The 24,410-nt window shown below is 31.1% G+C and carries 28 protein-coding genes and 1 pseudogene; 22 read left to right on the top strand and 7 right to left on the bottom strand.

Translation table 11 applies throughout. The annotated features are described in order from the left end of the window. The first annotated feature begins 2 nt into the window (after window positions 1-2). From hisC to IEV77_RS09775, 12 genes and pseudogenes are all read left to right on the top strand, one after another. Window positions 3-1,055, top strand: a complete 1,053-nt coding sequence (hisC, locus tag IEV77_RS09830; protein ID WP_188464275.1) for a histidinol-phosphate transaminase — start codon at window positions 3-5, stop codon at window positions 1,053-1,055. Between the two features lie 48 nt (window positions 1,056-1,103). Then, a pseudogene (locus IEV77_RS09825) lies at window positions 1,104-1,391 on the top strand (GIY-YIG nuclease family protein). A 43-nt stretch (window positions 1,392-1,434) separates the two neighbouring features. Then, window positions 1,435-2,568 carry a bifunctional histidinol-phosphatase/imidazoleglycerol-phosphate dehydratase HisB gene (hisB, locus tag IEV77_RS09820; RefSeq protein ID WP_188464273.1) on the top strand — a complete coding sequence of 378 codons (1,134 nt, stop codon included), beginning with the start codon at window positions 1,435-1,437 and terminating at the stop codon, window positions 2,566-2,568. Window positions 2,569-2,679: 111 nt separating this feature from the next. Then, entirely contained in the window at window positions 2,680-3,261 is a 582-nt protein-coding gene (hisH, locus tag IEV77_RS09815; RefSeq protein WP_188464271.1) for an imidazole glycerol phosphate synthase subunit HisH, read from the top strand. Window position 3,262: 1 nt separating this feature from the next. Further along, on the top strand, window positions 3,263-3,994 hold the full coding sequence (gene hisA, locus IEV77_RS09810; RefSeq protein WP_188464269.1) for a 1-(5-phosphoribosyl)-5-[(5-phosphoribosylamino)methylideneamino]imidazole-4-carboxamide isomerase: 732 nt from the start codon (window positions 3,263-3,265) through the stop codon (window positions 3,992-3,994). Beyond that, window positions 3,995-4,750 (top strand): imidazole glycerol phosphate synthase subunit HisF, encoded by a 756-nt coding sequence (gene hisF, locus IEV77_RS09805; protein WP_188464267.1) that lies wholly within the window; start codon window positions 3,995-3,997, stop codon window positions 4,748-4,750. Further along, on the top strand, window positions 4,750-5,346 hold the full coding sequence (gene hisIE, locus IEV77_RS09800; protein WP_188464265.1) for a bifunctional phosphoribosyl-AMP cyclohydrolase/phosphoribosyl-ATP diphosphatase HisIE: 597 nt from the start codon (window positions 4,750-4,752) through the stop codon (window positions 5,344-5,346). Before hisF ends, hisIE begins: the two co-directional genes overlap by 1 nt. Window positions 5,347-5,428: 82 nt before the next feature. Then, complete coding sequence (locus IEV77_RS09795) at window positions 5,429-6,211, top strand: tRNA pseudouridine synthase A (RefSeq protein ID WP_188464263.1); 783 nt, start codon at window positions 5,429-5,431, stop codon at window positions 6,209-6,211. Window positions 6,212-6,377: 166 nt separating this feature from the next. Then, complete coding sequence (locus IEV77_RS09790) at window positions 6,378-6,881, top strand: Dps family protein (protein ID WP_188464260.1); 504 nt, start codon at window positions 6,378-6,380, stop codon at window positions 6,879-6,881. A 143-nt stretch (window positions 6,882-7,024) separates the two neighbouring features. After that, window positions 7,025-7,228: a hypothetical protein gene (locus IEV77_RS09785; protein WP_188464258.1), complete on the top strand. Its 204-nt coding sequence runs from the start codon at window positions 7,025-7,027 to the stop codon at window positions 7,226-7,228. A 48-nt stretch (window positions 7,229-7,276) separates the two neighbouring features. Next, on the top strand, window positions 7,277-7,825 hold the full coding sequence (locus tag IEV77_RS09780) for a hypothetical protein (protein ID WP_188464256.1): 549 nt from the start codon (window positions 7,277-7,279) through the stop codon (window positions 7,823-7,825). A 79-nt stretch (window positions 7,826-7,904) separates the two neighbouring features. Continuing rightward, window positions 7,905-8,582 carry a DUF2461 domain-containing protein gene (locus IEV77_RS09775; RefSeq protein WP_188464254.1) on the top strand — a complete coding sequence of 226 codons (678 nt, stop codon included), beginning with the start codon at window positions 7,905-7,907 and terminating at the stop codon, window positions 8,580-8,582. On the opposite strand, the gene IEV77_RS09770 is transcribed toward IEV77_RS09775, so the two are convergent. Both IEV77_RS09770 and IEV77_RS09765 read right to left on the bottom strand, forming a co-directional pair. Next, complete coding sequence (locus IEV77_RS09770; protein WP_188464252.1) at window positions 8,575-9,021, bottom strand: transcription elongation factor; 447 nt, start codon at window positions 9,019-9,021, stop codon at window positions 8,575-8,577. The two genes, IEV77_RS09775 and IEV77_RS09770, sit on opposite strands and share 8 nt — an antisense overlap. A 3-nt stretch (window positions 9,022-9,024) precedes the next feature. After that, window positions 9,025-9,426, bottom strand: coding sequence for a glyoxalase (locus tag IEV77_RS09765; RefSeq protein ID WP_188464250.1), 402 nt, complete (start codon window positions 9,424-9,426; stop codon window positions 9,025-9,027). A gap of 186 nt (window positions 9,427-9,612) precedes the next feature. Here IEV77_RS09765 and IEV77_RS09760 point away from each other — a divergent pair, with 186 nt between their 5' ends. Beyond that, window positions 9,613-9,999, top strand: a complete 387-nt coding sequence (locus IEV77_RS09760; protein WP_188464863.1) for an acyl-CoA thioesterase — start codon at window positions 9,613-9,615, stop codon at window positions 9,997-9,999. A 1-nt stretch (window position 10,000) separates the two neighbouring features. Here IEV77_RS09760 and IEV77_RS09755 read toward each other — a convergent pair whose 3' ends face one another. Together IEV77_RS09755 and IEV77_RS09750 are read right to left on the bottom strand one after the other, a co-directional pair. Continuing rightward, window positions 10,001-11,248, bottom strand: coding sequence for a mechanosensitive ion channel family protein (locus IEV77_RS09755; RefSeq protein ID WP_188464248.1), 1,248 nt, complete (start codon window positions 11,246-11,248; stop codon window positions 10,001-10,003). Continuing rightward, window positions 11,248-11,538: a DUF3817 domain-containing protein gene (locus tag IEV77_RS09750; protein WP_188464246.1), complete on the bottom strand. Its 291-nt coding sequence runs from the start codon at window positions 11,536-11,538 to the stop codon at window positions 11,248-11,250. Before IEV77_RS09750 ends, IEV77_RS09755 begins: the two co-directional genes overlap by 1 nt. Before the next feature lie 228 nt (window positions 11,539-11,766). Here IEV77_RS09750 and IEV77_RS09745 point away from each other — a divergent pair, with 228 nt between their 5' ends. The 3 genes from IEV77_RS09745 to IEV77_RS09735 all read left to right on the top strand — a co-directional run bounded on the left by IEV77_RS09745 (window position 11,767) and on the right by IEV77_RS09735 (window position 15,072). Continuing rightward, a complete protein-coding gene (locus IEV77_RS09745) occupies window positions 11,767-13,110 on the top strand; it encodes a T9SS type A sorting domain-containing protein (RefSeq protein ID WP_188464244.1) in 1,344 nt (447 codons plus the stop codon). 158 nt (window positions 13,111-13,268) lie between these two features. Next, complete coding sequence (locus IEV77_RS09740) at window positions 13,269-14,387, top strand: DEAD/DEAH box helicase (protein ID WP_188464242.1); 1,119 nt, start codon at window positions 13,269-13,271, stop codon at window positions 14,385-14,387. Window positions 14,388-14,610: 223 nt separating this feature from the next. Beyond that, window positions 14,611-15,072, top strand: coding sequence for a cold-shock protein (locus IEV77_RS09735; RefSeq protein WP_188464240.1), 462 nt, complete (start codon window positions 14,611-14,613; stop codon window positions 15,070-15,072). A gap of 55 nt (window positions 15,073-15,127) precedes the next feature. Here the strand turns inward: IEV77_RS09735 and IEV77_RS09730 are convergent, their stop codons facing one another. Together IEV77_RS09730 and IEV77_RS09725 are read right to left on the bottom strand one after the other, a co-directional pair. After that, a complete protein-coding gene (locus IEV77_RS09730) occupies window positions 15,128-15,637 on the bottom strand; it encodes a hypothetical protein (RefSeq protein ID WP_188464237.1) in 510 nt (169 codons plus the stop codon). Between the two features lie 10 nt (window positions 15,638-15,647). After that, entirely contained in the window at window positions 15,648-17,954 is a 2,307-nt protein-coding gene (locus IEV77_RS09725; protein WP_188464235.1) for a DNA topoisomerase 3, read from the bottom strand. A gap of 148 nt (window positions 17,955-18,102) precedes the next feature. Between IEV77_RS09725 and IEV77_RS09720 the strand changes: the two genes are divergently transcribed. The 6 genes from IEV77_RS09720 (at window position 18,103) to IEV77_RS09695 (ending at window position 23,180) form a co-directional block, all read left to right on the top strand. Then, window positions 18,103-18,435 carry an ArsR/SmtB family transcription factor gene (locus tag IEV77_RS09720; protein ID WP_188464233.1) on the top strand — a complete coding sequence of 111 codons (333 nt, stop codon included), beginning with the start codon at window positions 18,103-18,105 and terminating at the stop codon, window positions 18,433-18,435. Between the two features lie 44 nt (window positions 18,436-18,479). Further along, window positions 18,480-18,947, top strand: coding sequence for a DUF6428 family protein (locus IEV77_RS09715; protein WP_188464231.1), 468 nt, complete (start codon window positions 18,480-18,482; stop codon window positions 18,945-18,947). Window positions 18,948-18,961: 14 nt separating this feature from the next. Continuing rightward, window positions 18,962-19,573 (top strand): arsenate-mycothiol transferase ArsC, encoded by a 612-nt coding sequence (locus IEV77_RS09710; RefSeq protein WP_188464229.1) that lies wholly within the window; start codon window positions 18,962-18,964, stop codon window positions 19,571-19,573. 1 nt (window position 19,574) lies between these two features. Further along, window positions 19,575-20,609 carry an ACR3 family arsenite efflux transporter gene (gene arsB / locus IEV77_RS09705; RefSeq protein ID WP_188464228.1) on the top strand — a complete coding sequence of 345 codons (1,035 nt, stop codon included), beginning with the start codon at window positions 19,575-19,577 and terminating at the stop codon, window positions 20,607-20,609. Window positions 20,610-20,684: 75 nt separating this feature from the next. Continuing rightward, window positions 20,685-22,430 (top strand): transcriptional regulator, encoded by a 1,746-nt coding sequence (locus IEV77_RS09700; protein WP_188464226.1) that lies wholly within the window; start codon window positions 20,685-20,687, stop codon window positions 22,428-22,430. 228 nt (window positions 22,431-22,658) lie between these two features. Further along, window positions 22,659-23,180 (top strand): hypothetical protein, encoded by a 522-nt coding sequence (locus tag IEV77_RS09695; protein WP_188464224.1) that lies wholly within the window; start codon window positions 22,659-22,661, stop codon window positions 23,178-23,180. Between the two features lie 70 nt (window positions 23,181-23,250). Here the strand turns inward: IEV77_RS09695 and IEV77_RS09690 are convergent, their stop codons facing one another. Further along, window positions 23,251-24,177, bottom strand: a complete 927-nt coding sequence (locus IEV77_RS09690) for a peptidoglycan DD-metalloendopeptidase family protein (protein ID WP_188464221.1) — start codon at window positions 24,175-24,177, stop codon at window positions 23,251-23,253. Window positions 24,178-24,410: the final 233 nt, after the last annotated feature.

The following is a 24,410-nucleotide window of genomic DNA, read 5'->3' as shown; positions in this document are numbered from 1 at the left end:
AAATGGAAAAAGAAGTATTTAATATTGATAATTTGGTAAGAGAAAACATCAAAAAACTAAAGCCTTATTCGTCTGCAAGAGATGAGTATCAGGAAGTTTTTGACAATATGGTGTTTTTGGATGCCAACGAGAACCCGTTTGACAATGGCATGAACCGGTATCCAGATCCAAAACAGTCACTCGTGAAATTGGAACTTTCAAAAATAAAAAATGTGGCTACCCAAAACATCCTTTTAGGGAATGGTAGCGATGAAGTTTTAGATCTAATCCTTCGAGCTTTTTGCGAACCAAATTTAGATAAAGTCATAACGTTACCACCAACTTATGGGATGTACGAGGTTTTAGCGAACATAAATTCTGTTGATTTTGTAGAAGTACCTTTGTCTGATACATTTCAACCCCAGGTAACTCAAATTTTAGAAGTATCTCATGCGAAAATCTTATTTTTATGTTCTCCTAATAACCCAACAGGAAATACTTTTGAGATTTCTCAAGTTGAAGAATTACTTAAAAAGTTTTCAGGGATTGTTGTACTAGATGAAGCCTATATTGATTTTTCAGAAAAAGAAAGCTGGTTGAAAAGATTAGAAGAATTTCCAAATTTAATTATTACTCAGACCTTCTCAAAAGCTTATGGTTTGGCGGGAATTAGACTTGGAGTTTGCTATGCTTCATTAGAAATTATAGCTATTCTGAATAAAATAAAGCCACCATATAATGTCAATAGTTTAACTCAAATTTCCGCCTTGAAAAGATTAACCAAATATCTTGAAGTCATTTCTGAAATTAACCAAATAAAACTGGAAAGAGATAAGTTAATACCTCAGTTAAATACTATAAAATTTATTTCAAAAATTTATCCGTCTGATGCCAATTTTATACTTATAAAAGTAGATGATGCCAACTTAAGATATAAACAATTAATAGATGATAATATTGTTATTAGAAACAGAACCAATCAGTTAGGTTGTGATAATTGTTTGCGTTTAACGGTTGGAACAAAAGCAGAAAATGAGAAATTGTTTGAAACACTTCAATCAATTTCGAAATCCTGAATTCGTTTCAGGAGCCTTAATAATAAAATTATAGATTTAAAAAAAAAAATGGAGCCAGATAAATTCTACTGTTATATACTAACAAATAAAAACAGAACTGTTTTATATATTGGATATACAGAAAATTTAAAGATTAGGATTGAACAACATAGGTAAGGAAAAGGAGCTGTATTTACTAAAAAATACAGTGTGCAGGATCTAGTGTATTTTGAAGTGTATGAAACCAAAAAAGACGCTAAAGACAGAGAAAAACAATTAAAGAATTGGCATAAGGATTGGAAATGGAACCTAATAAAGATTACAAATCCTAATAAAGAAACATTAGAAAATTATTAAAAAAGATCCTGAAACTAGTTCAGGGTTAATTAACAAGTTAATTATGAAAAAAGTACTTTTTATAGATAGAGATGGAACCATTATAAAAGAACCTGCAGACGAACAAATTGATTCGTTTGAAAAACTAGAATTTTATCCAAACGTGTTTCAATACTTAGGTCGTATAGCCAAGGAATTGGATTTTGAAATCGTCATGATTACCAATCAAGATGGTTTGGGAACTAAAGTATATCCTGAGAACACGTTTTGGCCAGTGCACAATTTCATATTAAAAGCGTTTCAAGCTGAAGGTGTTTCATTTAAAGAACAATTTATTGATAGAACTTTTGCAAAAGATAATGCGCCAACTAGGAAACCTAATACAGGGTTGTTAACGCAATATTTTTCAGAAGCATACGATTTAGAAAACTCGTTTGTCATTGGAGATCGTTTAACTGATATCGAATTAGCTAGAAATTTAGGATCTAAAGGCATTTTTATAAATGACAACACCAATCTAGGAACCAATGAAATTACAGTTAAAAGAGAGGAATTAGATCCATATATCGCTTTAGAAACTAATAGTTGGAAAGAAATTTATTCATTCTTAAAAACCGAGGAAAGAAGGGGTTCTATAGAACGAAATACCAATGAAACTAAGATTAAAATAGATTTGAATCTAGACGGTGCCGGACAAAGTAACATAGATACAGGAATTGCTTTTTTCGACCATATGTTGGATCAAATAGCTAGACACGGACAATTAGATTTAAACATCAAGGTTGAAGGCGATTTAGAAGTTGACGAACACCACACTATTGAAGATACTGCTATTGCTTTAGGCGAGATTTTTGCTACTACCTTAGGCAACAAATTAGGGATTGAGCGTTATGGGTTTTGTTTACCCATGGACGACTGTTTAGCTCAGGTAGCTATTGATTTTGGTGGAAGAAACTGGTTGGTTTGGGATGCGGAATTTAAGCGCGAAATGATTGGGAAGATGCCAACAGAAATGTTTTACCATTTCTTTAAATCTTTTACAGATGGAGCCAAATGCAACTTGAATATTAAAGCGGAAGGAATTAATGAACATCATAAAATTGAGGCCATTTTTAAAACCTTTGCAAAAGCAATTAAAATGGCTGTAAAACGAGATGTGGATAAGATGATTTTACCATCAACAAAGGGTCTTTTATAAATATTTTGTCATTCAGAAGGAGGTACGACTGAAGAATCTCTGTATTAATGGATTCTTCGCTTCCTGCCTGCCGGCAGGCATGGTGCTCTGAATGACAAAAAAAACTATTATATGAATTTAGTCATTTTAGATTATGGAGCAGGAAACATTAAAAGCATCCAATTTGCTTTTAAACGTTTGGGGATAGATGCTGTTTTAACTAATAATCGGGAAGATATATTAAAAGCAGATAAAGTTGTTTTTCCTGGTGTAGGCCAAGCTAAAAGTGCCATGGAAATGCTTAATAGAAGCGGTTTGGAAATTGTTATTCCACAGCTTAAACAGCCAGTATTAGGCATTTGTTTAGGAATGCAATTGCTCTGTAATGATACAGAAGAAGGGAACACAAAAGGTTTAGGTGTTTTTAATGTTTCTGTAAAACAATTTTCAAATCAGGTAAAAGTTCCACAAATGGGATGGAACACTGTAACTAATTTAAAATCTAAGCTTTTTAATGGCATTTCTGATAATGAATATATGTATCTTGTACATAGTTATTATGCCGAAATTTGCCCAGAAGCTATAGCAACTACTAATTATTCCCAAATCTATTCATCAGCCTTACAAAAAGACAATTTTTATGGAGTTCAATTTCATCCAGAAAAAAGTAGTTATGCAGGAGAACAATTATTAAAAAATTTTTTAGAATTATAATATGAGAATCATACCAGCAATAGATATCATTGACGGAAAGTGCGTAAGGTTAACAAAAGGAGATTATAGCACAAAAAAAATATATAATGAAAGCCCTTTAGAAGTGGCTAAGCAATTTGAAGCCGCAGGTATTGAGTATTTACATTTAGTAGATTTAGATGGCGCAAAAGCAGAGCAAATTGTTAATTTCAAGGTTCTAGAACAAATAGCTTCCAAAACCAATTTGAAAATTGATTTTGGTGGTGGAATCAGATCCAATGAGGATTTACATATTGCTTTCAATTCCGGTGCAAAACAAATTACAGGCGGAAGTATAGCCGTAAATAATACCAAAATGTTTGAAGGTTGGCTTGAAAAATATGGAGGAACCAAGATAATCCTTGGAGCCGATTGTATGAATGAAAAAATTGCTATCAGCGGTTGGCAGGAGGAAAGTGCTTTAGAAGTGATTCCTTTTATTCAAAATTATCAAAAAAAGAGCATCCAATATGTCATTTGTACAGATATTTCCAAAGATGGTATGCTTGAAGGACCGTCATTAGATTTGTATAAAAAAATTATAGATTCTTGCTCAAATAGCAATGGACAGTCTGTTAAGTTAATAGCGTCTGGCGGTGTTTCTTGTATAGAAGATCTTAATTTATTAGAAGATATGGGGTGTGAAGCTGTTATTATTGGAAAAGCTTTTTACGAAGGAAAAATTAGTTTAAAGGATTTAGAAACACATTTTTAAATGCTTACAAAAAGAATTATTCCATGTTTGGATATCAAAAACGGTAGAACCGTTAAAGGTATCAATTTTGTCGATTTAAGAGATGCAGGAGATCCCGTTGAGTTAGCAAAACAATATGCCATGAATGGTGCAGACGAATTAGTTTTTTTAGATATTTCTGCCACTCTTGAAGGTCGGAAAACCATGTTAGAGTTGGTTTTAAAAGTCGCCGAACAAATAAATATTCCATTTACCGTTGGAGGAGGTATTTCCTCAGTTGCAGATGTCGAAGCTCTTTTAAAATGTGGCGCAGATAAAATTTCTATTAATTCCTCGGCTATTAAACGTCCAGATTTAATTAATGAATTATCTGAAAAATTCGGAAGTCAGTGTGTCGTGGTTGCTATAGATGCTAAATTAATAGATGATAAATGGCTTGTTCATATCGCTGGCGGAAGTATTCCAACAGAATTGGATTTATTCGAATGGGCAAAAGAAGTTGAAACTCGTGGCGGAGGAGAAATATTATTTACATCTATGAATAACGATGGAACAAAAAACGGGTTTGCAAATCAAGCTTTAAAAAAGCTTTCTGAAGAACTTAATATTCCTATAATCGCATCTGGTGGAGCAGGAAAGATGCAGCATTTTGTAGATGCGTTTACTATCGGGAAATCAGATGCCGCATTAGCAGCCAGCGTATTTCATTTTGGTGAAATTGCTATTAATGATTTAAAAAATGAATTAAAAAAGAATAACATAGAAGTGAGATTGTAATGAAAATAGATTTTAATAAAAATATAGACGGATTAGTACCAGCCATTATTCAAGATGTTCAAACAAAAAATGTTTTGATGTTGGGCTATATGAATGAAGAGGCTTTCAATAAAACAAAAGAATTAAATAAAGTAACTTTTTATAGTAGAAGCAAAAAAAGACTGTGGACCAAAGGTGAGGAGAGTGGTAACTATTTAAGTTTGGTTGATATAAAACTAGATTGCGATAACGACACCTTACTGATACAAGTTAATCCTAGCGGGCCAACGTGTCATAAAGGATCGGATACTTGTTGGAATGAAGATAATACGCAGACCTTCGGTTTTATTTCTCAACTTGAAGATATTATAAAAGATAGAAAAGAAAATTCATCTTCAGAAGATTCTTATGTGGCATCCTTATTTGAAAAAGGCATGAATAAAATTGCTCAAAAAGTAGGAGAGGAAGCTGTAGAGGTTGTTATAGAAGCTAAAGATGATAATGACGATCTTTTTATCAGCGAAAGTGCAGATTTGCTGTTTCACTATTTAATTTTGCTTCAGGCCAAAGGGTTTCAAATGGAAGATGTTATTAAAGAATTAAAAAAGAGACATTAGCAATTCTAATTTGTAATTCAAAAAAATAAAAAGGTGCTAGTTACTTTAAATGCTGTAATTTCGGCATTAAAATAAAGTTTAGGTGTTCAATAAAAGATATTATTACGTTTTAAAAGTTCAGTATTTAGGTTACCGTTTTCATGGTTGGCAAAAACAACCCAATTTAAAAACGGTTCATTTAATGATAGACAGAACTCTTAACTATATTTTTGAAGGAAAAAGATTCAAAAGCTTAGGCTCTGGCAGAACAGATGCAATGGTTTCTGCAGAAGAAGCGGCTTTCGAATTGTTTGTTTACGAACCTTTAGAAGATTTAAATGAATTTCTAGCCTTGTTTAATCATAACTTGCCACAAGATATTCGAGCACTGTCTATTAGACAAGTGGATGAGAAATTTAATATCATCAACAGTGCAAAAACTAAAGAATATTTATATGTTTTTGCTCATGGAGATAAGTTTCATCCGTTTTGTGCTCCGATTATGACAACTATTTTGCAGGAACTTGATATTGAGCTCATGAAACAAGGAGCTAAATTATTTGAAGGATTTCACAACTTTAAAACCTATTGCTATAAAGCCACAGACAATGGTATTTATAATCGAGAGATTTTAACTTGCGAAATAGTAGAAAACACAATCTTTACTGCCAATTTCTTTCCAGAAACTTCTTATTTACTTAGGGTTAGAGGACAAGGTTTTATGCGTAACCAAATCAGATTGATTATGGGAGCTCTAATAAAACTAGGAAGAGGAGATATTACTTTAGAATATATACAAGACTCTTTAAAGCCTGAAAGCATAGAAGTCATGGATTATATTGCTCCTGCATCTGGCTTAATTCTTAATAAAATAGAATTCGAATAACCCAATTTGACTTTAATTTTTCTTAATTTCTTTAACATTTAGAGTTTTCTTTAACATAATTTAAGTTAATAAAAACTTAAAACCGTTAAACCATGTTAAATCATCTGACTTTCTGAACTCAAACTATAGCTTGTAGATATACGAATCAAAAAAACAAGATATAATTATGAGTTATTTGAACATGCAAGATGAAAAATTATTACCAGTTGTGGTGGAACTTAATACGCTATTGGCGGATTACCATTTATACTACCAAAAACTAAGAAGCAATCATTGGAATATATTAGGTGAGAATTTCTTCGATTTACACAATAAATTTGAAGAATTATATACGGATGCAAGAGTTAAAATAGATGATATTGCCGAGCGTATCTTAACACTTAGATATCATCCAATGAGTAAATATAGCGATTACTTAAAAGTGTCTTCCATTGAAGAGGCTTCTGCTTTGCTCACAGATAGAGAAATGGTTTCTGAAACTATTAACGACCATACCATACTTTTAAAACAAATGAATTTGGTAATAGAAAAATGTCATGCAGTATCAGACGAAGGTACCATAGATCTCATTGGAGCTTATATTCGAGAACTTGAAAAAGCAAGTTGGATGCTAGATGCATGGAGCAAGAAATCAACAGATGCTCTAAAAGAAAATGTACTAGAAGTTTAAAAGAATATGATTTGCGATACTAAATATTTGTTTGAGTTAATTTAGTTTTCATAAAAGTTATTTCAATCAGATTTATTATATCATATTTGTATAGTAGATATTTGAAAATCAAGTATTAATGCTAACCATTAAAATTTATAAATATGAAAAAAATCTTATTAATATTTGCTGTGTTATTTTCTTTATCAACCGTATTTATGGGTTGTAGAGAAGAAAAGAAAGCAGATAACCAAGTAGAAAAAACGTTAGACGATGTAGGAGATGATATTGAAGATGTTGCAGATGATGTTGGCGATGGAATTGAAAATGCGGCAGACGAAGTAGAAGATGTCTTTGACGGAAATTAAACCTTTTAATCTTTACTAATTTATTACTAATCTTTAAATCAAATCAAAATGAAAAAATTAATATATATGATTGCCTTTTTGGCTCCAGCTGTGTTTTTTGCACAGGAAAAACCTGTTAACGTAAATGTCTCTGAAGAAACAACTACTAAGATTATTACTGTAAATGATGGGAGGGAAGTAACTGAACAAAAAGTAAAAGTAACTACTCGAGAGGTGCAAGACATTGAATTGGATTCTAGCGATAAAAATAAAGTAAATCAGCAAATTGTTGCCTCACCTACTAAAGTAACTCAAACAGTAGAAATAGAGGATGATAGAGATACGTATTACGATTCTATATCTGAATCTGTAACCTATAATTATAACAATACTAATTATATTTTGAAAAAAAATAGTAATGGTTTCTTGATTACTGGATCAGATGCGCAACCAAATTTTGGTAACTGTATAATTACTAATAGAGCTAATAACTATATTTTTACATCAGACAATTACAATGGAATTGGATACTTTGATGCCAATAGTAATTTTGTTGTTGAGTATTATGATACAAGTAAAAAAGCCACTTCAAAGAAGATCTTTACTTTAGCTAAATAAAATTTCAAAAACTTCAAATTAAAAAAGTTCTGCTTTATAGCAGGACTTTTTTTGTACTTTTAACCAAAATATTTTTATAATGAATGCTACTGTTTCAAAAGACATCTTCGATTTTCTAAATAAATTAGAAAAAAATAATAATCGTGACTGGTTTAATGATAATAAGAGTGAATTTAAAAAAGTAGAAAAACTAACTAAAGCTTTTTATAATTCAGTATTAGATGGGTTAAGAACCCATGATGATATTGACAATCTGAAGATTTTTAGAATTTATCGAGATGTGCGTTTTTCAAAAAACAAACAACCTTATAAAAACCATTTTGGAGGTTCGTTTCACAGAAAGAAACCAGAATTAAGAGGAGGTTATTATTTGCATCTGGAACCTAATAATAAATCTTTTATAGCCACTGGCTTTTGGGAACCGAGCAAAGACGATTTACTTCGAATTAGAAAAGAATTTGAAATGGATGATACTGAGATTAGAGACATCATTTCAAATAAAAAAATTAGCGCTGTTTGGGGCGATTTTGTTGGAGACGAATTAAAAACAGCTCCAAGAAATTTCGATAAAGACCATCCAGCAATCGATTTAATACGTAAAAAACAATACATATTTTCTAAAAACTATACAGATAAAGAGGTTTTATCTGCATCGTTTTTTGAAGATGTCAATAGCGCATTCAAAAGCATTCGACCATATTTTAATTATATGAGCGATGTGCTTACAACTAATTTAAATGGTGAATCTATTATTTAATTTCGGTAATAGTAAAAGTATTTTCGTTAAAAGTAATGGCGTCTCCAACGACTTTGTTTTTAAGTAGTTGACCTATTGGAGCGTTTAAAGAAATTCCAAAATAAGTAACATCTTCAATATCAATTTTGCCCATACTTATGGACATAAAAAAATTGTTCGAAGTGGTTTTAACCAAACTGCCTAATACAACATCTGTATTGACTGTTTTGGAATTAATCATTTTTAGAGTATCAAGCATTTTATTTGCATCGTTCAAATATTGTGCATTCAACTCTAAATCGTTAAATAATTTTCCGCTACCGGAATCGTCACCTTCGTTATTGCTTTTATCGTTGCTGTCAATAGATTCCTTAATGGTTTCTATTTCGCCTTTGTAACTAGCAATACGTTTGTTTACATAACCATAACAGGCTTGTAACAATTGTTCTTTTAAATTCATATCTTAAACAAAGATAGGATGAAAAACTTGAATATTACTAATTAATTTTTCCTTAACAAGGTGCATCATTCGTTTATTTAAAGTCGAAGAATTTGTAATGTAAAGTTGGTATTCTTCAACTGTAAATTGCCCTATAACCATTCCTTTTAAAGAGTTTCTAAATTTCATGTCCTTTTGAATGGCATTTTCTATATAATCTATTTGCTTTTCAAGACTTAAACCAAAAAACACATTTTTATGTTTGGTTACATAGTTTTTAAAAACTTCAATAAATAAATTGTTTTGAAGTTTGATTATGGGTCTTAACGTGGCATTTTGAAAACGTTCGTCATCGCTCATGGAATCTGAAAAGGTAATTGAAGAGATTTGAGGACGACAAGCTATAAGGTCTGAGGATCTTTTCATTTTAATAAGTTTTTTTAAATTTATAAATAATGCTCAGGATATTTTGACATCGCGATTTTCAATATCAACAAGGTTATTAACAAATAGAGAAAACGTATGTTCAAATAAATCTTAATGATACAGGTTATAAGGAGATGACCGTATTAAAAGGTATCTTTGAGTATCAATAAAAAAACAAAACTTATGATGAGATTTCACACAAGAAAATGGGTAAAACCAGAAGATTTAAATCCAAATGGCACCTTGTTTGGAGGTCGTTTATTAGCTTGGATTGACGAAGAAGCGGCTTTATATACCAATATTCAATTAGAAAATTCTAAAATTGTAACCAAGTATATCTCTGAAATTAATTTTAATAGTTCTGCTAAACAAGGCGACATTGTTGAATTAGGAATGAGTGTAGTAAAATTTGGAAAAACTTCTATTACATTAAATTGTGAAGCACGTAATAAAATGACACGTGAAACTATTTTAACTGTCGAAAATATTGTTATGGTTAATCTAGGAGACGATGGTAAACCAGCACCTCATGGTAAAAGTAAATTAGAATACGTTAAGGATCGAATAAAATAAATTACTTATTTGAGTTTGCAAAATTGGTAGGATATTCAAACAATTCTAAATCGAAGTAGGGCACAGCTGCTATAGCATGATCGAAAATGTCAGATACGATATACTCATAATTCTCCCAACGTTTATCACTACTGAACGCATAAATCTCTAAAGGCAGGCCATGTGGTGTAGGTTCAAGTTGTCGCACCATAATAGACATATCTTTATTAATTGCGGAATGATTTTGTATATAACTTAATAAATACTTTCTAAAAACGCCCAAATTGGTCATGTTTCTACCATTTATTAAATTGGTTTTATCTATTTGATGTGACTCATTAAAACTTGAGATATCTCTTTGACGTTGAGAAAGGTATTCAGAAATTAACTGGATTTTCTTTAAATTTTCAATTTGCTCGTCTTTTAAATAATGAACACTTTTAGCCTTTAGTACTACGGCACGTTTAATTCTTCTTCCACCAGAAGATTGCATCCCTCTCCAGTTTTTAAACGAATCTGAAATCAAGGCATAAGTTGGGATGTTTGTAATAGTCATATCGAAATTCTGTACTTGTACAGTCGATAAATTTATTTCTATCACATCACCATCTGCACCATATTTCTCCATGGTAATCCAATCTCCAATTCTAACAGAATCGTTTATCGCCACTTGAATACTGGCAACAAAACCTAGGATGGTATCTTTGAAAATCAATAAAAGTACAGCAGATGCCGCTCCAAGGGTGGTAAAGAACTTTAAAAATGATAGATCAATTAGTACCGCCAAAAAAGTTGCGAAGCCAATAATCCATAAAAAAAGCATAGCTACTTGAATGTAACTGCCAATAGGCTTATCCTTTAACCTTGGTAAGGTTTTAAAATAAGATTCGAAAGTTTTTAAAATACTACGAATAATCCAAATGGTTAATAAAATCCCATATATCTTCAAAATTACGATGATATAATTTTCGAAATGTGGGAAATCTAGAAAAACAAAAGGAAAAACTTTAATGGTGATTATTAAGGGAACAATATGGGCAATATTACGCGGCGCCTTATGATTTATCAATAAATCGTCGAAATTGGTTTTAGATTTAGCCGAAAACTTAGTAAAAGAATTCACTAAGATTTTACGAGTTAAAAAATCTGTTATATAAATAATAATCAATAGTATGAACAACAAACAAAGCATGTTTATATACTTAGCTAATGTTTCAGAGACATTAAGAGAAACGAAATAATCGTAAAATAAACATTGTAATTTTTCCATTAAGAAATTTTCTTTAAATAAACCTTGTCAACATAAAATGTACCAAAAGGTATGATAGAAGCAACCAATACATATAACAATGTTTTAGTAGGCCATTTCAATCTAGAACCTAAAATAAAGGCTAATATAATATAGGCAACAAACAGTAAACCGTGGGGCATGCCCAGAAGTTTTACGTATTGTTCTTCATCTCCAAAATATTTGATTGGCACAGCAATAAATAATAATAAGATATAAGAAATTCCTTCCAAGACAGCTATAACACGAAACAAGTTCAATAAAGAAAACATAGGTCAAATTTTAATTTGCAAAAATACAATTCAAAGAACAATTATTGTTCATTTTACAATGTTTTTAACTAATAAAATTTTATGAAAATATAGGCATATTTAGGTGCAAAACAGTAAGTTAACGAGAAAATATCAAACATAACGATTAAATGATTACTCATTTTAATAAAATTATACCTTTAGAGTAATATAAGTAAGCTATTAATATCCAACTCTAAACAATTAAATATGCAACCTACTATTATCGGCATATCAAAACATTTATTTTTATCTGTTTTTTTAGTGGTTTTTTCTATTCATATTAAAACCCATTCCCAAACGACACCCATTCTAGATTCTGATTTTGAAGAAGCTTTGGTAAACATGAATATTGATACTAATGGTGTCAATGGTAATATTTTAAATAGCGATGCAGAAGGCATTTTAAACTTAAATATTAGCGATCAAAACATTGACGATTTATCTGGAATTGAGGCTTTTATTAATTTGAAAAGAATAAACTGCTCTTATAATAGATTAACAGAATTAGATTTTTCCCAAAACACTCATTTAGAAGAAATTAATGCCAACGACAATAGTTTAACTTCTGTGAATGTAACTCAAAACACAAAACTTAAAATAGTCTTGGTTAGTTCAAATAATTTAACCGAAATTAATGTTTTGTCAAATTTTAGGTTAGAAGATCTTTCTGTAAATTTAAATAAACTAACAGATTTAGATGTTTCAGCAAATTTAAGTTTGAAATATTTAGGTTGTTATTCTAATTTATTGGAAAATATTAACCTTTCAAGCAACTCACAATTAAGATCTCTTTATATTGATTATAATAATTTAGACGTACTTGATGTATCACATAATGGCGATTTAAGAACTCTTTCTTGCAGTTCAAATAATTTAAACGAATTATTAGTTCAATCAAATACAGAGTTAGGTTATTTAGATTGTCGATTTAATAACATCAACAATTTACAAATAAGCAATAATCCTGATTTAAAAAGATTGTTTATAAGCAATAACAATTTAAACGATATAGACTTAAGCAATGCGCCAGGTTTATTATTGTTTTATGCGAATTATAATAATTTATCTGCTTTAGATATTTCAGCAAATCCCCTTTTAAGATTTATTAAATGTGAAGGTAACAACTTGTCTTTGGTTGATTTTAGAAATGGGAATAACAGTAATATTGCAGAATTTATTATGACTCAAAACATGAGTCTAAACTGTATATTTGTGGATGATATTCATGCACCTTTTTTACAAAACTGGATTATAGACGAAGCTAGTTCTTTTGTAGAAAACGAATCTGATTGTGAAGCTTTATCTGTTCAAGAATTGCCAGTTTTTAATTTTAGTATGTATCCTAATCCCACTTCAGGAAGTGTTACTTTAAACCTCACTGTTCAGGAGGCCAAATTGGAAATCTATTCTGTTAAAGGACAATTAGTTTATAATGACATGTTAATGTATGGTGCTAATAACATCACTTTAAACGGGTTTAGCTCAGGTTTGTATATGGTAAAAATAACTTCAGAAAGCACTTCAGAAACTAAAAAATTATTACTTAATTAGTATAAGAAATTTATTTCTTTAAGATTTGAAACTAACTCTTGCAAAGAATTTTAACAACCTAGATAGTTTATTATATACTATAAGCGGTTCAAAATCTGTTCTTATAATTCACTCCATAATGGGTAATTAGACCTACCTTTGTCATTTAAAACACTATCATGGCAACTTTTTTAGAATTAGGAATTAATAAAGATTATATAAAATCTTTAAAAGAATTGGGAATAAAAGATCCCACTTTAATACAAGTACAAACCATACCTGTTTTAATAAATTCTAAAACAGATTTTATTGGACTAGCTCAAACAGGAACTGGAAAAACAGCTGCCTTTGGTCTGCCAATTCTTCATCAAATAGATCCTTTAAATAACGAAATTCAAGCTTTAATTTTAGCGCCAACAAGAGAATTGGTTCAACAAATTAAAAAACAACTTTTCAAATTCACTAAGTATTCTCAAGACAAAATATTTGTTGAAGGAGTTTATGGTGGCGAAAAAATTGATAAACAAATAAGTTCTCTAAAGCGTACTACGCATATTGTTGTTGCAACTCCAGGTCGCTTGATAGATTTAATTGAGCGTAATGATATAAACATAAAAAACATTAAAACATTAGTTCTAGACGAAGCAGATGAAATGCTTAGTATGGGTTTTAAGGAAGATTTAAATAAAATATTATCCTTTACTTCTGGAAAAAGAAATACTTGGTTGTTTTCTGCAACCATGCCGGAAGAAATTAAGCAAATTATAAAAACTTATATGTCTGTTAAGGCTATTAAGGTTGAAGTCAATAAAGATAGTTTGGTTAATGAAAATATTACGCATCAATATATTACTACAAATATAAAAGATAAAGTAAATATTCTGTCAAGAATTTTAGACAGACGAAAAGATGAACGTGGCATTATATTTTGTAGAACCAAAGCTGGAACTCAAAGTCTGGTAGAAAGCCTTAAAAATGAAGGGTTCTCAGTAGCGGCTTTAGAAGGAGATATGCAACAAAAAGAACGTGATAAAGTTATGCGTGCCTTTAAAAATGAATCGCTTCGAGTACTTGTTTCCACAGATGTTTCGGCACGGGGAATAGATGTTAATAATTTGGGTTTTGTTATCCATCATCAACTTCCAGAACAATTGGATTATTATACTCATAGAAGTGGTAGAACCGCAAGAGCAGGCAAAAGAGGCCACTCTATAGCTTTAATTATACAAGGGGAATTACACAAGATTCACGACCTTCAAAAAGAATTAAATATAACTTTTAAAGAGATTATTTTATAATTGCTTATACCTCAATAAAAAAAGACTGCCCATACATTATTAAAATTAAAATGAATGCCTTATCTTTGCAGGAGTTAAAGGAGATATACCTAGTTGCATAAGTTACTTTTGCAAATCATATCTTTAGGTTCATTAATAATATACATGGTTCTTATCGAAACATTCGTTTAGTATTTTAACTTCTTCTTCAGCAATACATTATCAATTAATTTTAAAACAACGAATGGCAAAATCTCAGCAAACATTTAATAAGAGTGAAAAGGAAAAAAAGCGTTTAAAGAAACGTGAAGATAAGCGTAAAAAAATGGACGCCCGTAAGCAGGAAAGGGAAGAAGGAGGAAGTGAAGGAATTCAATTTGCTTATGTAGATTTCAACGGAAATTTAACAGATACGCCTCCAGATCCAGCTTTAAAAGAAAAAATTGATGTTGAAAGCATTGAGGTTAGTATTCCAAAACGTGACGATAGTTTGATTGAGGAAGTCGATCCTATTAGAAAAGGAAAGGTTTCTTTCTTCGATTCGTCTAAAGGTTTCGGATTTATTATAGACTCTGAAAATCAAGAAAAATATTTCTGCCACGTTAGTGGTCTAATCGATGAAATTATTGAAAACGATAAGGTTACTTTCGAATTAGAAAGAGGGATGAAAGGAATGAATGCTGTTCGTGTGAAAATTGTAGAATAATAATTAGAAATTATAAAATTTTTAAACCCTGTTGATTCAATTCAATAGGGTTTTTTTATTGAAAATAATGATCGTAGCCCTCAACATTCTCAATAATGTTGTTTTTAATTTCTAAAGCTTCCACAATGTTCTTGGCTTCGGATAATGCTTCTAATTTTTCCATTAAAGGGAGTAACCAAATATGTAGGTTTTCATGCGAAGGTCCTTTCATTGTACATTCTTTAATGACATAATTTTTTTCGGAAGTCAATTGAATAGCTAAATTGTGATAGTCGCTTAACCTATCTGTAACTTGATTCTTTAGAATCCCTTTCATTTTTTCTACACCAATATTTGTTTCCGGGTTTGCCGTCCATTTCTTGCCATTGTCCAGTTGGATATCATTCACCCAACTATTTCCTAAATCTAAATTCACATCTTGCGTTAAGAAATTTTCATCAGACAAAACTTCAAAAGCAACTTGATTGACGGGATTAGGTTTTATACTTAGAGTTTCTTGACTATTGTGCTTGCAATTTGATAATACAATTAGCATTATTGTGCTGGTAAATAGAACCTTTTTCATTCTGTTTTTATTAAGTTTTATTCAAAATTTCAAAAACCAATTCTTTGGTAAGTGCTTTGTCCCCTGCTTGTTTTCTTAAATCGTCGAAAGAAAATCTAAAGTCACAACCATCCTTATAAGCCGAACAACCATAAGCAGTCTTGCCTTTGATAACGGTTCCTTTTTTACATTTAGGACAGGTTAAAGTATCCGGGATGGATTTTGATTTTACTTTTTTAGGTTCTAAAATAAGTTGAAAATGGTCATCAAAACGCAACAAACCTTCAGCTGTTCCAGAGTCGGTTTTAAATCCTTTTAAATTAACGGTAGAGCCCTTTTGTAAGAGTCTTAAGAATTGTTTTTCAGAAATCTTTTTTCCAAAAGCTTCGAAATGCAATATGAATTTACAACCTTCTTTATAGGAAGAGCAACCATAAGCTGTTTTTCCTTTTATAAGGCTGCCTTTTTTGCATTTCGGACAAGTTTCAGCTGTGATTCCTGCCTTTTTTATAGTTTCGGTTTTGGCTTGGCGTTGTTTAACAACCGACGCTTGTGAGATATTGGCTCGTGTAGTTTCACTGCGAACTTCATAAACCAATTCATCTACCATTTTTTTCATATTGATGATAAATTGGCTTGCGCTAAATTCACCTTTTTCAATATCTTTTAATTGCTTTTCCCACAATCCTGTGAGTTCAGCAGACTTTAATAATTCGTTTTGAATGGTATCTATCAAGGCAACTCCCGTTACTGTAGGCAAAATTTGTTTTTTGTTACGTTTTATGTACTGACGTTTAAAAAGAGTTTCAATAATATTGGCACGTGTTGATGGTCTTCCAATACCATTCTCCTTCATTAAATCTCGTAACTCATCATCGTCTATTTGTTTTCCTGCAGTCTCCATAGCACGTAAGAGCGTGGCTTCCGTAAACTGATTGGGTGCTTTGGTTTGTTTTTCTAGAAAACTAGGCTCATGAGGACCTTTTTCGCCTTTAACAAAGGTTGGAAGCATATCTGTTTCTTTCTTGTCCTTGTCTGTCCCACTAAGCGGAGTCGAAGTATCGAAAACAACACGCCAACCTTTCTTTAAAATTTCCTTTCCAGTAGTTCTAAAATGAACATCAGTAACTTTTCCAATAACTGTAGTATTGGATACGGAACAATCATCGTAAAAAGCGGCTATAAAACGCTTGACTATAATATCGTAAACCTGTTGTTGATTGTATTGCAAATTGGTTTGAATGCCTGTAGGAATAATGGCATGGTGATCTGTTACTTTTTTATCATTAAAGACTTTAGACGATTTCTTTATTTTTTTTCCTAAAAGAGGCTGTGTTAAAGTTGCGTAATTAGTCAGTTTTTGAAGAATTCCTGCCACTTTTGGATATACATCATTTGGTAAAAAGGTGGTATCTACTCTTGGATAAGTAACCACTTTCATTTCATATAACTTCTGAACAAGTTTTAAAGTTTCATCTGCCGAAAACCCAAATTTAGTATTACAATAAACTTGTAAACCTGTTAAATCGAAGAGTTTTGGAGCAAATTCCGTTCCTTTCTTTTTGGTTACCGATTCAATTTCAAAATCATGTTCTTTAACTTTATTAGCTAAAACTTCACCATCTTCCATTTTGGTGAAACGTCCTTCTTCATAAGAAAACAGCGTATCTCGATACATGGTTTGAAGTTCCCAATAAGCTTGTGGTTTAAAATTCTCAATCTCTTTAAATCGATTAACAACCATAGCTAGGGTAGGTGTTTGCACACGTCCAACTGAAAGAACTTGCTTGTAGCCACCATGTTTTACGGTATATAATCGTGTGGCATTCATACCAAGTAGCCAATCTCCAATGGCTCTGGAAAATCCAGCATAATAGAGATTGTCGTAATCTTCGGAAGGCTTTAAGTTTTGAAATCCCTCTTTAATAGCTTCCGTTGTAAGTGATGAAATCCAAAGGCGTTCAACTTTGCCTTTATAATTGGCCTGGTCTAAAACCCAGCGTTGTATAAGTTCTCCTTCTTGTCCTGCATCCCCACAATTTATAACAACATCAGCCTTGTCAAATAAACTCTTTACAATTCTAAATTGTTTTTGAATTCCAGTATTACTTACCACTTTCGTTTTAAACTTTTCTGGAAGCATAGGTAAATTGTTTAAATCCCAACTTTTCCAATGTGCTTTGTAGTCATTAGGTTCCATTAAAGTACATAAATGTCCAAAAGTATAAGTTACGGCATATCCATTGCCTTCATAATAACCATCATGCTTCGTTGTTGCTCCAAGAACGGAAGCAATTTCTCTAGCAACACTAGGTTTTTCGGCAATGCATACTTTCATTTTCATCTTGTTTTAGCGTCATGCAAAGTACATATTTTTTATAAAAAGGAGGAGTCTATTTTGAACTCAATTTTCATTTTTTATTAAAAATGTTTGCGTAACAATCTGCTTAATCGTAATATTGCAATGAATAAATAAAGAACCTATTATGGGATTGACAAAATCAGAAATGTTTACCGATGAACAAAACAAAATGGCTTTAATAGCTAAGGCTTTTGGTCATCCTGCCAGAATAGCCATTCTGCAACATTTATTTAAAATAAATTCATGTGTTTGTGGGGATTTAGTGAATGAAATAGGTTTGGCTCAACCAACCATTTCTCAACATTTAAAAGAATTAAAAAACTTAGGTATTATAAAAGGAGATATCTCGGGAACAAGTGTTTGCTATTGTATTGATCAAGATGAATGGCAAACTATAAAACACATATTTATTCAGTTTTTTGAGCAAGAAACTATTGAAAATGGTACTTGTTGCTAAAACCTTAATTCATTAAAAAAATCAATCATTAATTCATTGATATTATGAAACTTTCAGAAATTAAAAAACATTTAAGCAATTTAGAAACCATTGCTTTTCAATTACCTGATGGAACATTGGTTCCAAGTCATTTTCACGTTACAGAAGTAGGAAAAATAGATAAACACTTTATCGATTGTGGCGGAAGCGTTAGAAAAGAATCTGTTATCAATTTTCAATTATGGGAGGAGAATGATTACGACCATAGATTGCATCCAGAGAAATTAGTAAACATTATTGAATTGTCGGAAAACGTTTTAAGTCTTGACGATTTAGAAATTGAAGTGGAATATCAAGGAGAAACTATTGGGAAATTTGGTTTAGATTTTAATGGAACCCAGTTTTTATTAACTAATACACAAACTGATTGTTTAGCAAAAGACAAATGTGGTATCCCAGAGGCAAAACCTAAAATAAAGTTTTCAGAATTACAAAACACGTCTAGTTGTTCGCCAGATTCGGGTTGTTGCTAATATTAGAATGTATTATGTATAAAAAATTATCAGCTTTTATAGAAGTATTAGATGTTTCCTCTGTCTGCGAAGAACGCCAATTAATACTTAAAAATCTTATTGATTACATTCAAGTGAAGGTTTCAAAGAAAGAAGAAATTCGTTTAAATTTTATTTGTACTCACAATTCCAGACGCAGTCATTTAACTCAGGTTTGGGCTCAAACGATGGGGCATCATTTTCAAATAAATCAAGTAAGATGTTACTCTGGAGGTACAGAAGCAACAGCTTTATATTCGAAGGTTGCAGTAACTTTGGAGCAAGCTGGCTTTCAAATTCAGAAATTATCAGAAGAAAATAACCCTATATATAGTATCAAGTATTCCATAAATGAACACCCAATTATAGGTTTCTCTAAAAAATTTGATGATGCTTTTAATCCTGAATCTCAATTTGTAGCCATAATGACCTGTTCTCAGGCAGATGCTGGCTGTCCTTTTATTGCTGGAGCTGAAAAGCGTATTCCAATAACTTACGAAGATCCTAAAATTTCAGATGGTACACCAAATCAAAAAGAAGTTTATGCAAAAAGAAGTTTACAGATAGCAACTGAAATGTTTTATGTCTTTTCCAAAATAAAAAAATAAAATGGCATCATCCAAAAAATTAAGTTTTCTCGATAGTTATTTAACGCTTTGGATTTTCATGGCCATGGCAATTGGAGTAGGTATTGGTTATTTTGTACCTAATGTTCCAAATTACATGAACTCGTTTAGTAGTGGAACTACTAATATTCCTATTGCAATTGGATTGATTTTAATGATGTATCCGCCTTTAGCGAAAGTTAATTATGCCTTATTACCAAAGATTTTTAAAGATGTAAAAATTCTTTCAATATCCTTAGTTTTAAATTGGATTATAGGACCTGTACTAATGTTTATTCTTGCCATAACCTTTTTGCATGATTATCCCGAGTACATGGTTGGATTAATTTTAATTGGTCTTGCTAGATGCATTGCTATGGTTTTGGTTTGGAATGATTTAGCAGAAGGAAATAGCGAATATGGCGCAGGTTTGGTAGCTTTAAATAGTATCTTTCAAGTGTTTGCTTATAGTTTTTATGCGTGGATATTTATCACTGTTTTACCTCCATACTTCGGTTTTGAAGGTGCAATAGTGGATATATCCATAGCTACCATTGCAGAAAGTGTAATTATCTATTTAGGAATTCCTTTTTTATTAGGTTTTTTAAGTAGAAAGATTTTTGTAAAATGGAAAGGAGAAACTTGGTACAATCAGGTTTTTATCCCTAGAATTTCGCCTATTACCTTAATCGCTTTATTGTTTACCATTGTGGTAATGTTTTCCCTTAAAGGCGAATTGATAGTTGAAATTCCTATGGATGTATTAATTATTGCAGTCCCACTTTTAATTTATTTTGTTCTCATGTTTTTGATTAGCTTCTTTGTTAACAAAGCGGCTGGTGCCACTTATGATAAAAATGCGGCCATTTCTTTTACTGCTACAGGAAATAATTTTGAACTAGCTATTGCTGTGGCTATTGCTGTTTTTGGCTTGAATTCGGGCCAAGCTTTTGCAGGTGTCATTGGACCTTTAGTTGAAGTACCTGCATTAATTTTATTAGTTCGTGTGGCTTTTTGGTTGCGTAAGCGTTATTATTAAATATATCTGTAAAGATATTTTTATAATAATCTTGTATATTTGAGATAACTAAACCAAAAACATTTTTTTATAGTGATGTGTTTCAGACATTTATTACTAGGTACTTATTTTCTTATTACTTGCTATTGCCATGCTCAAGAATCAAAAAATAGTAAGCAGGCTTTAAAACAATTTGATTCTTTAACGGTTGTTATGGAACAATCTTTCCCTGAAGATGATTTTAAATCTTACAGAAGAGAATCATTTTCTGAACAACAACTTCAAGCATATTTGTCTCAACATTTTCAACGGTTAGATTTATTACCTTCAATTGAAGGCCATCATGGATTTAAGCTAAATAATTATTTGCAATCTGGAAACTGGTTTCGACAACTAGGTTTTCCTAAAGAATCTATAAAATGGTATAAAGTATTCTTCGATTATTATAATAAACATACCCCAGATTTAACCCAATTCGAAAAGGATTCATTAGTACCAATGCAAGCTTATTCGTATAGTGAATTGGCGGAGAATTATGCGAATTTAGGCTATTTAGATAGTGCCTCTTTGGAACATAAAAAGAACATCAAGTTCGCTAAAGAATTAAATACCATTTCAACGCCATCTGCATATAATAACTATGGCTTGTTTTTTTATTGGTTCAAAAAAGATTTAGATTCAGCTTTGGTGTATTTTAATAAAGCATATGTTGTTACCCATCGTGATTATCCAAACCACACTTTAATAGGAAGTATTAGAGATAACTTGGCAGATATTTATAGAGATAAAAATCAACCAGATAAAGCCTTGCCATTATATCAAACAAATTTTAATTTTTATCAGAATTTTAAAAATGAAAAGTCTCAAGAATTAGATATACCAAGACTTATAAGTGCAGGATCTCAATTAGTAGAAACTGAAATTGTATTAAATAAACTTGACGACGCAGAATTAACCTTTTCTAAATTAACTCATTTAACATCTATTTTTTCTAAGCTATTGTTACCAAGCTCCAAATTGGAGTTCTTGAAAGCTCAAGAAATTCTACTAGTAGCACAACAAGATTATAAAAAAGCTTATGCTATAGGTGAAAAAAGGCGGATTTTAAATGATAGCCTAAACTCAATTTTGAAAACAGCGGACAAGAAATGGCAAGAAGAATTAAATACCATTTCTTTGGATCGTGTCGCATTAAATTTTAAAATAGATAGAATTAATAAAGAGAATGAAATACAGAAACAACGCTCCAAACTTTTAATTGTAAGTCTTTCATCATCTTTTGTTTTAATTTTATTATTGTTACTCTTTTTAAGTAGACGTCAGCATCTCAAGAACGCAAAAAACAAACAGCTACTTGCGGAGCAATCACGAGATTTAATAAGCTTTAAAAATAGAGAACTAGAATCTGAAATAGAATCAAAAAAGCGAGATTTATCAGATTTCGCCATTAACTTGACTCAAAATCAAGAATGGGCAGAAACTTTAGCCGACAAGCTAAAAGTTATAAAACAATCCGAAATTAAAAACCGAGAACATTTAATTGACGAGCTGGAACAGGATATTAGAAATAAAATAACAGTAGATTCAGATACCAAAGACTTCTACGAACGATTGGATAAATTAAGTGACTCTTTTTATAGCGAACTTATCAATCTGTTTCCCGATTTGAGCAAGAACGAAATCCGTTTATGTTCTTTAATTCGTTTAAAAATGGATAGTCGGAGTATTGCAACACTTCAAAATATAGCTCTTTCTTCATTAAATACAAGTCGTTATCGCCTCAGAAAAAAACTCAAATTATCTGAAGTGGAGAATTTAGACGATTTCATTCAACATCTATAAACACCTATTTTTTTGAGGTTTGACACGATTCTTAAAGTGAATTCTTAAAGGTTGTCTATTATTTGTCTATTGCTTGTGCATCATCTGTCTATCTGTTTTTCAGTGACTTATGTTAGTTTTGAGTTAATTTCGTGTAAGTCTAATTTGCATCTTTTATGCTAAGTTAGATTCCCTATTAAGACATTAACCAATAGCAAAACAAATGTATAATCTTCTAATCTTACACTTATGAAAACGTATGTACTTGGTTTTTTATTTTTAGGTCTAACCAACCTTACGATCGCGCAAAATGATTTAGCAGTAGTTTCTACCACTAATCAAAATGCGTATTTAAATTCAACTAGTAGTAAAACCGTATTAAATTCAGAATACATAAAGACGGTAGATCACGTGGATCAATCTAAAAAAATGTCCCTGATGCAAAATTTAGTGGCGAATTATGATATTAAAACTACAGATATCTATCGATCTAATAGTGAAGGAAGCTATACAATTGATTTTAAGGAAGGAGAAAATGCCATTAGTGCTATATTTGATAATAAAGGAAGCCTAATAAGCTGTGAAGAAAATTATCAAGCTATTAAATTACCATATGCTATAAGTTCTAAATTGGTAAAGGACTATCCAAATTGGTCTATAAAAGCGGTTGAATGCGAAATAAATTATGTGAAAGATTCAGAACGAACCATTGTATATAAAGTGGCCATTAAAAACGGACAAAAATCCAAAAACATTTCAATTAAAGTTTAATATCAAATCCCCTTAATAATTGCAAAAAACGGTATCCATTTTGGGATACCGTTTTTTTTATGAGAAAAAATTAATTGATAATTAATTTCTGTCCAATACGTAAGGTGCTGTTTTTTGAAATTTGATTTGTTTTACAAAGGGCAGTCATGCTCAAATTGTTTCTTGATGAGATTCCTGAAAGTGTATCTCCCTTTTTAACAACATAAACACGTTTAGGTTTTAAACTACTTGCAACAGCTTCTTCTTCGCTAGAAAAAATCTCAAGCTCACTTTGACGCTTGCTATTATGCAGTTCTGGACGTGTCCACGTTTTAGTAACCCAGATATCTTGAGCTCTTACTTCGTTGTGCTCATCAAAACTTAAAAGATATTCAGGATTTACAGGAATTCCTTTGTAATACATCTCTAAGTGCAAATGACTCCCACGTGCATTGCCTGTTGCGCCACCTTTACCTATATAAGCACCAGCAACTAAAGAATCGTTTTCTTTGACATCAAAACCAGATAAATGAGCGTAGACTGTTTCCAATCCGTTAAAATGTCTGATTACAATGGTGTTTCCATGACCAGAACTGTAATTAGCAAAGCGAACTACACCATCAAACATAGCATATAAGCTATCTCCTGTAACAAGATCTATATCAATACCTTTATGAGCACGGCCTTTACGCCAACCATAACGAGAGGTAATTACCTTATCTCGAGAAATAGGAGATACATAACTGGAGTCCTTGAAGTGAATGTTTAAAGGAAAATTGACGGGTGTGTTGTATTCGATTTTTATTTTGCTGGTATCCCAAAATTCTGAAGTAATATCAGCTTCTTGATTTTCTTCTAAAGAATCAGTAAACAAGGTCTCATCATTAGTGTCACCAATAAGAGCCTTATATTCTTCAATAAGATTAACAAGATTTGGATTTGTGATAATAGTAGGTTTCGTTTGCCCTAGAAATATGGATGGCAGACAAAAAGTAATTAGATAAAAAAATGATTTCATAAGCTTGATAATCAGTGTGCTAAACTTAATTTGTTAATTTTTTTCAAAAAAATAATGGACGAATTTAAATAAAATAACGTTCAATAGTGTTAATATATTGTTAGAGTTATTTTTTGAATATAAACTTCTTTAAATGAAACTTTGTATCATATTAAAAATTGAGAAAAAATTAGTATCTTTTTTAATCTTATTAATATTTTATTGTAGTTAGTTTTCTTAATATTGATTAGGAA

Source organism: Xanthomarina arctica, from assembly GCF_014638915.1.
Taxonomy (GTDB): domain Bacteria; phylum Bacteroidota; class Bacteroidia; order Flavobacteriales; family Flavobacteriaceae; genus Xanthomarina; species Xanthomarina arctica.
The sequence above is the reverse complement of the archived record's forward strand: the minus strand, read 5'-3'. Positions and strand labels throughout refer to the sequence as shown.